Below are 8,569 nucleotides of genomic sequence, written 5' to 3' on the forward strand. Positions count from 1 at the left end.
CGCCTTGGTCGCGTCACCGGCCGCGGCCGCGGCCGCCGTCCGCGCGTTGGCGGCGGCCCGCTGGGCACCCGCCGCGGCCGCCGCCGCGTTCGACGCCGCGACGGCGGCGGCGCGCGCCGAGGCGTTGGCCGCACGCGCGGCGGTCAGCGCCGTCTGCGCCGCCGCACCCGCACGGTCGGCCGCGCCGGCGGCCCTGTTCGCCGCCTCCGTGGCCTTGGCCGTGTCATTGCCGGCCTGCTGCGTCTCGACAGCCGCCCGCGCGGCATCCGCCTTGGCCAGCTCCGAGTTGTGGACCGCCTGGTCCTTGGCCTCGATCGCCGCGGCCGTCTCCTGGGCCGCCTGCGCGCTCGCGTCCTTCGCCTGCTGCGCCAGCTGCGCGATGCTCGCGCGCTCCTGGTCACGGCTCTGCGCGATGTACTGGCCGGTCGCGAGGAAGTCGCGCACGTCCTGGATCGACCCGTTCAGCGCGATCCGCGCCGCCGCCTGGACGTTGGGGCCACCGGAGCTCAGGATCTGGACCAGCTTGACCCGGTCGTCGCTGTCCTTCGCGGTGAACTGGGTCTCCGTCAGGAACTTCTGCAGGTCGTCACTGGTGTTGCTGCGCAGCGCGGCATCACCCGCCGCCTGGAGATTCCGCCCGGCACCCATCGCGGGGTCGGTGATCCGGGTGATCCACAGCCGCCGGTCCGCGTCGAGCGCCGCCTGCCAGCCGCCCTCCAGGAAGGCACGCCGATCCGCGGCCGTCCCGTCGATCGCCTTGTCCGCGGCCTCGCGGACCTTCGGCCCGCCCACACTGGAGATCTGCGTGGCAGCGAGCAGGTCGTCCGCACTCTGCGCCCCGGCGAGCTCGTTCTCGACGAACCGCTTCACGTCCTGGTCGGAGCCCGCGAGCGCGGCCTCCGCGAGCGCGTGGAGCCGGGGGCCGCCGTTGAGCCACGCCTGCACCGCACGCTCGCGGTCGCTCGGCTGGACCTGTCCGATGGCCGGCCCGGTGGCGGCGGCGCCCGGACCCGCGGCCCCCACCAGCCCCGCCGTGAGAACCAGTGGCAACAGCCCCAGGGAGAGCCTGCCCAGCAGCGGCGGCCCTCCCCTCCCTCGCCGTCGTGAGCGGGATATCGATTGGCGCACGGGAAACCTCCAGTGTCGACGTCGGCCGTATCCCGGCCGCGGCGGAGCCACGATAAATGACGTCCCATCAGAGCGTCCACGAATTCTGGGAGTTGCCGGGCAAAGCGAGCGCAATGAATCACCCGACGGCGAGCATAGCCAAGCAAATACAACCGCATCGCCAACAAGCACCCAATGACCTTGAAAGCGTGACATCTTGCCTGGCCAGTCGCCGAAAGTGGTTGTCCGGGCACCGGCCCGTCTGGTTCGATGGGCCGGATTCCGCCTGCGGCTCCGACATCTGTGGCGCAGTCAATTCATGTCATTCGCACCGACAATGACGTTGCGCCACACCCGGCTGGTTCGCCCACCATTCAGGCCGGTCACCCGATTCCGAAGATCTGCCCATCAGGGCAACGCGAGATGAACGAAAAGGATTAGGCATGTCAAAGCGCATGTCCCGCTGGCTCGTTGGCGGCGCCGTCGCCGCGGCCGCCACGCTCGGCCTCACGGCGATCGCCTCCGCCGACGGCACCCCGGCGGACAACTCGGCCGCGCCGGTGGCCGTCGAGGACTTCGTCCACCCCGGCCCGGCCCCGTACCCCAACGTGAAGCTGCTGCGCGGCGACGGCCACATCGTGCTGTCCGACTGCGCCGTCGACGACCAGATCAGCGTGCTCAGCTGGGACCTGCCCAACGACAAGGGAAACCAGATCTGCTTCCGCGCCACCGGCACCACCGGCTACCTCGCCGTCGAGGTGCCCAACGTGTTCCGGATCCGCACCGACGACTACTCGGTCAACGCCAAGCTCACCAGCGAGGGCGCCTCCCAGAGCATCGACATCGCCAAGGGCACCGCCGTCCCCGTCGGGATCGGCAGCGGCAACGGCAGCGGCAAGCCCACCACCCTGCTCGAACTTCGCGTCACCGGCTGACCCGCGCCCGCCCCGCTCACCTTCCGATGGAGCCCCAGGTGACCCACAACCCCCTGCGCACCACCACCGCCCGCCGCTGGCTGGCCACCGCCGCGGTGACCGCCGCGGCCCTCGGCGGCGCCACCGCGATCGCCGCCGCCGACACCACCCCCGCCGACAACTCCGCCGCGCCGCCGGCCGTCGAGGACTTCTCCTACCCCGGCGCCGCCGCCATCACCAAGGTGAAGCTGCTGCGCGGCGACGGCCACATCCTGCTCGCCGACTGCGGCAAGCCCAACCAGATCCAGATCGGGACCCTGGCCCCGGGCAACCCGGACAACCAGATCTGCTTCACCGTCACCGGCACGACGGGAAACCTCTCCCTCCAGCTGCCCGACGTCTTCTTCATCCAGACCAGCGGCGGCCGCGCGGTCCGCGCCGGCCTCACCGTCGGCACCACCACCCAGACCGTCGACGTCCCCACGAACGGCTTCCAGGGAGTCGGCGAAGGCACCGGCGGCGACAAGGCCGCCCTCGTCGAGCTGACCGTCACCGGCTGACCGCCACCGCCCCGCATCACCACCTCTCACGTTCGGGAGCCCACTCATGCCTCGCAACTCCTCGTCCCGCAACCTGCGGGCGGGCGCGCTGACCGCCGTCCTCGCCGCCGGAGCCCTGACGACCCTCGCCACGCCCCCGGCCGGCGCCGTGGTCGGCAACGCGGCCGCCGACGGGTCCTACGCCTTCACCGCGCGCCTGGCGATCGGCGACACCCTGCGCACCTGCACCGGTGCGCTGGTCGACCGCAACTGGGTGCTGACCGCCGCCTCCTGCTTCGCCGACGACCCGGCGCAGCCGCAGGCCCTGGCGGCCGGCGCGCCGAAGTGGAAGACCGTCGCCACCGTCGGCCGCACCGACCTGACCACCACCGGCGGCAGGACCGCCGAGGTGTCCGAGCTGGTGCCGTACGCCGGCCGTGACCTCGTCATGGCACGCCTGGCCACGCCCGTCGACGGCATCGCCCCGCTGGCGGTCGCCACCGCCGCGCCGACCGCCGGGCAGACGCTGCGCGTGCCCGCGTACGGCCGGACCAAGGACGAGTGGGTGCCGGGCAAGCTCCACACCGGCGCCTTCTCGCTCGACACCGTGGCCGCCACCGGCCTCGGCACGACCGGCACCGGCGGCGCGGCGATCTGCAAGGGCGACACCGGCGCCCCCGTGATCCGCGAGACGGGCGGCAGGGCCGAGCTGGTCGCCGTCGCCTCCCGCTCCTGGCAGGGCGGCTGCCTCGGCGAGACCGAGACCCGCACCGGCGCCTACAACACCCGCGTCGACAACGTCGCCGGCTGGGTGCAGCAGACCCGGGCGAAGTCCCTGGACTGGAAGACCCAGGCCCTGGTGCGCAGCGACGCCAACCTCTACTTCGCCAGCCGTCTCTACGACGGCACCTGGACCCCGTACGAGGACGTCCAGGCCACGGCCGGCTCCATCGGCGGGGTGCGCGCCGTCGCCTCGGCCGGCATCAACGCCGACACCCACATCATCGCCCTGGGCGGCGACGGGCACCTCCACTACGCCATCCGCAACCTCGACGGCGGCTGGAAGCAGACGTTCGCCGACCTCAACGTCGCCCTCACGGACCTCAGCGGCATCACCCAGGTCTCCATCGCCTCCATCAGCGACAACCTGCACGTGGTCGTGGTCGCCAACGGCACCCTCTACCACTCCATCCGCAACGGCGCCGGCCAGTGGACCCCGTTCAACGTGGTCACCGACGTCACCGGTCCGCTCAACGGCATCACCGCCATCTCGGCCGCCGGAGCGTCCGGGGACGCCGGACCCGAACTGCACATCGCGGCCGTGGCCGGCGGAAAGGTCTACCACACCCTGCGCACCGGCTCCGGCAGCTGGGGCACCTGGGGGGCGGTCTCCGAGGCCGCGGGCAGCACCGGCCCGGTGAGCGGCGTCGCCGTCTCCCGCCAGGGCAACGACCTCAACCTCGCTCTCATCGCGAGCGACGGCCAGTACCACACCATGCGCTACCTCAACCACAGCTGGCAGCCCGTGACGTCCCTCGGCGGCGTCATCGGCAACGTCACGGGCACCAGCATCAGCGCCGCGCCCGTCGACACCGACGCCGTGTTCGCCGTCGCCACCACGGACAACAGGGTCCTGCTCACCGCCCGCCACAACGACGGCACCTGGGCCGCCCCCGAGAACCTCGACCTCACCGCCATCCCGGGCAACCACACCGGCACCACGATCACCGGCACGCTCTGACCGACGCCCTCCGACCGGCGTCCCCCGACCGGCGCGCCCTCCGCGCGCCGATCCGTCGTGCGTCCTGGCGCGGGGTGGTGGTCCACTCCCGCGCCGGGGCGCGCGCGTCAGGAACTCCCGAGGGCCGGCCGTCCCCGGCCCTCCCCGACCGCACCGTCCGCCCCCGGCCGGTCCCCGGCCTTCCCCGACCGCGCCGTCCGCACCGTCCGCCCCCGCCCCCGCCCCCGCCTCCGGAGGCGGCCCCGCCCCTCCCAGCACTTGCCTCGACCACGGGAAAACGCCCTGCCGCAGCCCGTCGCCGCCCTGCCCTGTCATGCGCAGGGGCCTGCAAGCGGCTTACAGGGCGTGCGTTATCGTCAGCCGTGAGCATTTTCCCCCGGCAACGACCAGGTTCCTCGGGCCGCCGCAAATCCGCCAAGGGCGGCCGTCTCGCCGTCCTGGACGGCCTGCGCATCCTGGCCGCGCTGATGGTGGTCTTCCACCACTACATCGGCTACGGCGGCGGTACCAAGCCCGAGATCAGCGCCTGGGGCAAGCCGGCCGAGCAGGTGTTCCACCGCGCCTCCGCGCCCGCCGCGTACCTCTGGACGGGCATCTGCCTGTTCTTCGTGATCAGCGGCTTCGTGATCTGCATGAGCAGTTGGGGCCGTCCGGTGGGCGACTTCGTCCGCTCCCGGGTCATCCGGCTCTACCCCGCGTACTGGTTCGCCGTCCTGCTCACCACCGCGGTCGTGACGATGTGGCCGCTCGTGCGCCAGCCGCTCCCCTCGGAGCAGGTCCTCGCCAACCTCACCATGTTCCACGTGGGCCTGGGGATCCCGAACGTGGACGCCGTCTACTGGACGCTCTGGGCCGAGCTGCGCTTCTACCTGCTGTTCGCCATCGTGGTGTGGCAGGGCGTGACCTACCGGCGGATCGTGGCCTTCTGCTCGATCTGGACGGTCGCCGGCATCGTCTCGGCGAGCACCAAGTGGCCGGTCCTGGAGTTCTTCGCGATGTCGGACGTCTCCTCGTTCTTCGTCGCCGGCCTCGCGCTCTACCTGGTCCACCGGTACGGTCCCAACCTCATGCTCTTCGGCATCGTCGGGATCAGCTGGATCCTCTCGGTGCTCTACACCATCCAGCACCAGCACGACGTGAACACCGTCCTGGGCCGGCCCGAGCTGCCGACCTGGCCCGCCGTCCTGCTGACCACCCTCTCCTACCTCGTGATCACCGCGGTGGCCATGGGCTGGGGCTCCCGGATCCAGTGGCGCTGGCTCACCTTCGCCGGCGCCCTCACCTACCCCCTCTACCTGCTCCACGAGGCCATGGGCTGGACCGCCCTGCGCGCCCTCTACGACCACGGCACCAAGCCCTGGACGGCGGTCGCCATCGTCGTCACCGGCATGCTCGTCGCCTCCTGGCTGGTCCACCGGCTCATCGAGAAGCCCCTGACGCCGCGCCTCAAGACGGGCATGACCAGGAGCATCGACCAGCTCCGCGCCGCCGAACCGCTCCCCCCGCAGCCCGCCCCGGCGCCGGCCCGGGCCCCCGGCGTCCTGGAGACCGTCACCACCCCCTGGGCCACCGCCTTCACCCCCAGGGACACCCACCCGCCGCAGCAGCACACCCCCGACTCCTACTGACCTCGCCCCACCCCCGCGGCCCGACAGGGACCGGCGCCACCCGGCACCGGTCCCTGTCCGCGTTTCCGGCCCCATCACCCCCTGTCGGCCTCACCGGCCCGGCCTTCGCCCCCCCGGCCCCGGTGCCTCGGCAGCTCCGACGGTGCGGGCCGGTCGGGCCCAATCGCGTCTCTCCCTCGACTTGCGCGCCCTCGACGCGCCAGGTAGGGAGAATCGCCGGAAGATCTGTACCGACACGTACCATCTGCTGTGCATCCAGCATGTGACGGTGCGTTCTCTCGCACTGCTGCGAGCCGACCCACGTCATGCCGATGAGGCGCGTTCACCACGCTCCGTCGAATCGGACGGAAGCCGGTTCGCCCGAATGCGTGTGGCCGGCCCGGATCCCGGCAGAGCCATTCAGGTGTTCCGGCCCCGAGGAGGTCGCGGGTGATGACGAGAAGCTCCATAGCGTGACCGGCGCCGACGCGCACCAGGCACTCAACGGCCGCCGCAAGGATTCGGCCGACGCGACTCAACGGTGAACACCCCGCACCCGCGGCCGATCGGCCGCGGTGTCGGAGGCCGACCGGCTCCGGGATGGAGTTCGCCGGATTTCCTAGGAGAGAAGCAATGCCACTACTGGCAAGGATGCGGCCTGCCCTCAGACAGACCGTCGTCGTGCTGGCCGCGCTCGCGGCCGTGCTGATCCACGGGGCGCAGACCCCCGCGTACAGCGCTTCGATCAATGCGATCACCGGTATCACCACCACCTGGGCCGGATCGCCGTCCGCGCCGCTCCATCCCGGGATGACCGTCACCACGCAGATCACCTGGTGCGTCCCGGACGGCAGCCACGCGGGTGACACCTTCTCGGTCACGATGCCGGCGCAGCTCGCGAACTTCCCGTCCGGCACGCAGACCGTGCTGGACGGCACCGGCGCGGCCATCGGCACCGCCACCATCGCCGGCCAGCCCGCCGTCGTGACGTACACCATGGGCGCCTATGTCGAGACGCACACGGGCGTCTGCGGGCAGACCACGATCAGCGCCCAGCTGTCGACCGACAACAACGGCGCGCAGGACCTCGTCTACACGACGAACGCGGGGGTCACGTTCACCACCCCGATCGTCGTCGAGCCGTGGCCGCCCCGCAATCCCGCCAACGCCGAGAAGTACGGGCTCATCTACACCGGCACCGCCTTCCCGGACACGAACATCGTCTGGGTGATGCACACCCCGGCGAGCACGACGGCCACCACGGCCACGTTCACGGACACCGCCCAGGCCGGCCAGGCCTTCAACTGCGCGGCGTTCGTGCCGGGGCTGGCACTCCCCTACTCCACCGATCCCGCGTCCACCATCGCCCAGCAGAACCTGGACACGGCCACCAACACACTGGGCAACGACGTCACCTACACCGGCACGGCCACCCTCAACTCGTGCACTCCGACCGGCATCTCGGTCACCGTCACCGTCCCGGCGAAAACGAGCGTCGGGCTGATCCTGCCGGTGACGATCACGGACAACACCCTCAAGCAGTTCTCGGACACCGTCGTGGTCGCCATGGGGAACGGCACCAGCCAGAATGCCGGAACCTCGCTGGACAACCCGAACTGGAACAACTCCGGCGGCGGGAACAACCTCTCCATCGTCAAGTTCTCCACCGACGAGGGCCCGACGAACGGCGACCACAACACGGCACCCGGCAAGTCCGTCCCCGCCGGCACTCCGACGCCGGTGACGATGACCGTCAGGAACAACGGGTCGCTGGTGCTGAGCAACGTGGAGGTCACCGACAGCACGACGTCCGGCCCGGCCCTCACCGGCCTGTCCTGCGACTTCTCCCCCTTGGGCGGCCCGGCCACCGGTACGACCTGGGCCGGCCCCTTCGTGCCGGGCGCGACGTTCGACTGCACGGGGACCATCCCGGCGATGGAGCCCGGCACCCAGGAGACCGACACCTCCACGGTCACCGCCACCACCACCGCAGGCGTCACCGTCACGGCCTCGGACTCCTTCAACGCGGCGACACCGCCCTCGACCCCGGCGCTGACGATCGCCAAGTCGGTCTCCCCGACGACCGTCTCCACCGCGGGCCAGACCGTCACGTACTCCTTCCTCGTGACCAACACCGGAAACGTCGACCTCACCGACATCGGAGTGACCGAGACCCAGTTCTCCGGCACCGGCACCTCCCCCACGGCGACCTGCCCGACCACCACCCTCACCCCCGGCGCCTCCACCACCTGCACCGCGACCTACACCGTCACCCAGGCGGACATCGACGCGGGCACCGTGACCAACACCGCCACCGCCCACGGAACCCCACCCAGCGGCCCGCCCGCCACCTCACCCCCCGCAACCGCCCGAATCACCGCGACCAGCACACCGGCGCTGACGATCGCCAAGTCGGTCTCCCCGACGACCGTCTCCACCGAGGGCGAGACCGTCACGTACTCCTACCTGGTCATCAACACCGGAAACGTCGACCTCACCAACATCGGAGTGACCGAGACCCAGTTCTCCGGCACCGGCACCTCCCCCACGGCGACCTGCCCGGTCGCCACCCTCACCCCCGGCGCCTCCACCACCTGCACCGCGACCTACACCGTCACCCAGGCGGACATCGACGCGGGCACCGTGACCAACACCGCCACC

6 protein-coding genes are annotated in these 8,569 nt (G+C 71.5%); 5 read left to right on the plus strand and 1 reads right to left on the minus strand.

The window, feature by feature from the left end; all coding sequences use genetic code 11:
* The coding region (locus tag ACFVHV_RS42225) for an ALF repeat-containing protein (RefSeq protein WP_380358975.1) at positions 1-1,050 on the minus strand (1,050 nt) is incomplete at its 3' end.
* A 500-nt stretch (positions 1,051-1,550) separates the two neighbouring features.
* On the opposite strand from ACFVHV_RS42225, the gene ACFVHV_RS42230 reads away from it, so the two are divergent.
* From ACFVHV_RS42230 to ACFVHV_RS42250, 5 genes are all read left to right on the plus strand, one after another.
* On the plus strand, positions 1,551-2,042 hold the full coding sequence (locus ACFVHV_RS42230) for a hypothetical protein (protein ID WP_380358978.1): 492 nt from the start codon (positions 1,551-1,553) through the stop codon (positions 2,040-2,042).
* A 38-nt stretch (positions 2,043-2,080) separates the two neighbouring features.
* Entirely contained in the window at positions 2,081-2,581 is a 501-nt protein-coding gene (locus tag ACFVHV_RS42235) for a hypothetical protein (RefSeq protein WP_380358981.1), read from the plus strand.
* Between the two features lie 46 nt (positions 2,582-2,627).
* Positions 2,628-4,301, plus strand: coding sequence for a trypsin-like serine protease (locus ACFVHV_RS42240; protein WP_380358984.1), 1,674 nt, complete (start codon positions 2,628-2,630; stop codon positions 4,299-4,301).
* 362 nt (positions 4,302-4,663) lie between these two features.
* Positions 4,664-5,929 carry an acyltransferase gene (locus ACFVHV_RS42245; RefSeq protein ID WP_359899300.1) on the plus strand — a complete coding sequence of 422 codons (1,266 nt, stop codon included), beginning with the start codon at positions 4,664-4,666 and terminating at the stop codon, positions 5,927-5,929.
* A 612-nt stretch (positions 5,930-6,541) separates the two neighbouring features.
* The coding region (locus ACFVHV_RS42250) for an Ig-like domain-containing protein (protein ID WP_380358987.1) at positions 6,542-8,569 on the plus strand (2,028 nt) is incomplete at its 3' end.

The sequence above is a fragment of the Kitasatospora sp. NPDC127116 genome (genome assembly GCF_042677365.1).
Taxonomy (GTDB): Bacteria; Actinomycetota; Actinomycetes; order Streptomycetales; family Streptomycetaceae; genus Kitasatospora; species Kitasatospora lactacystinica.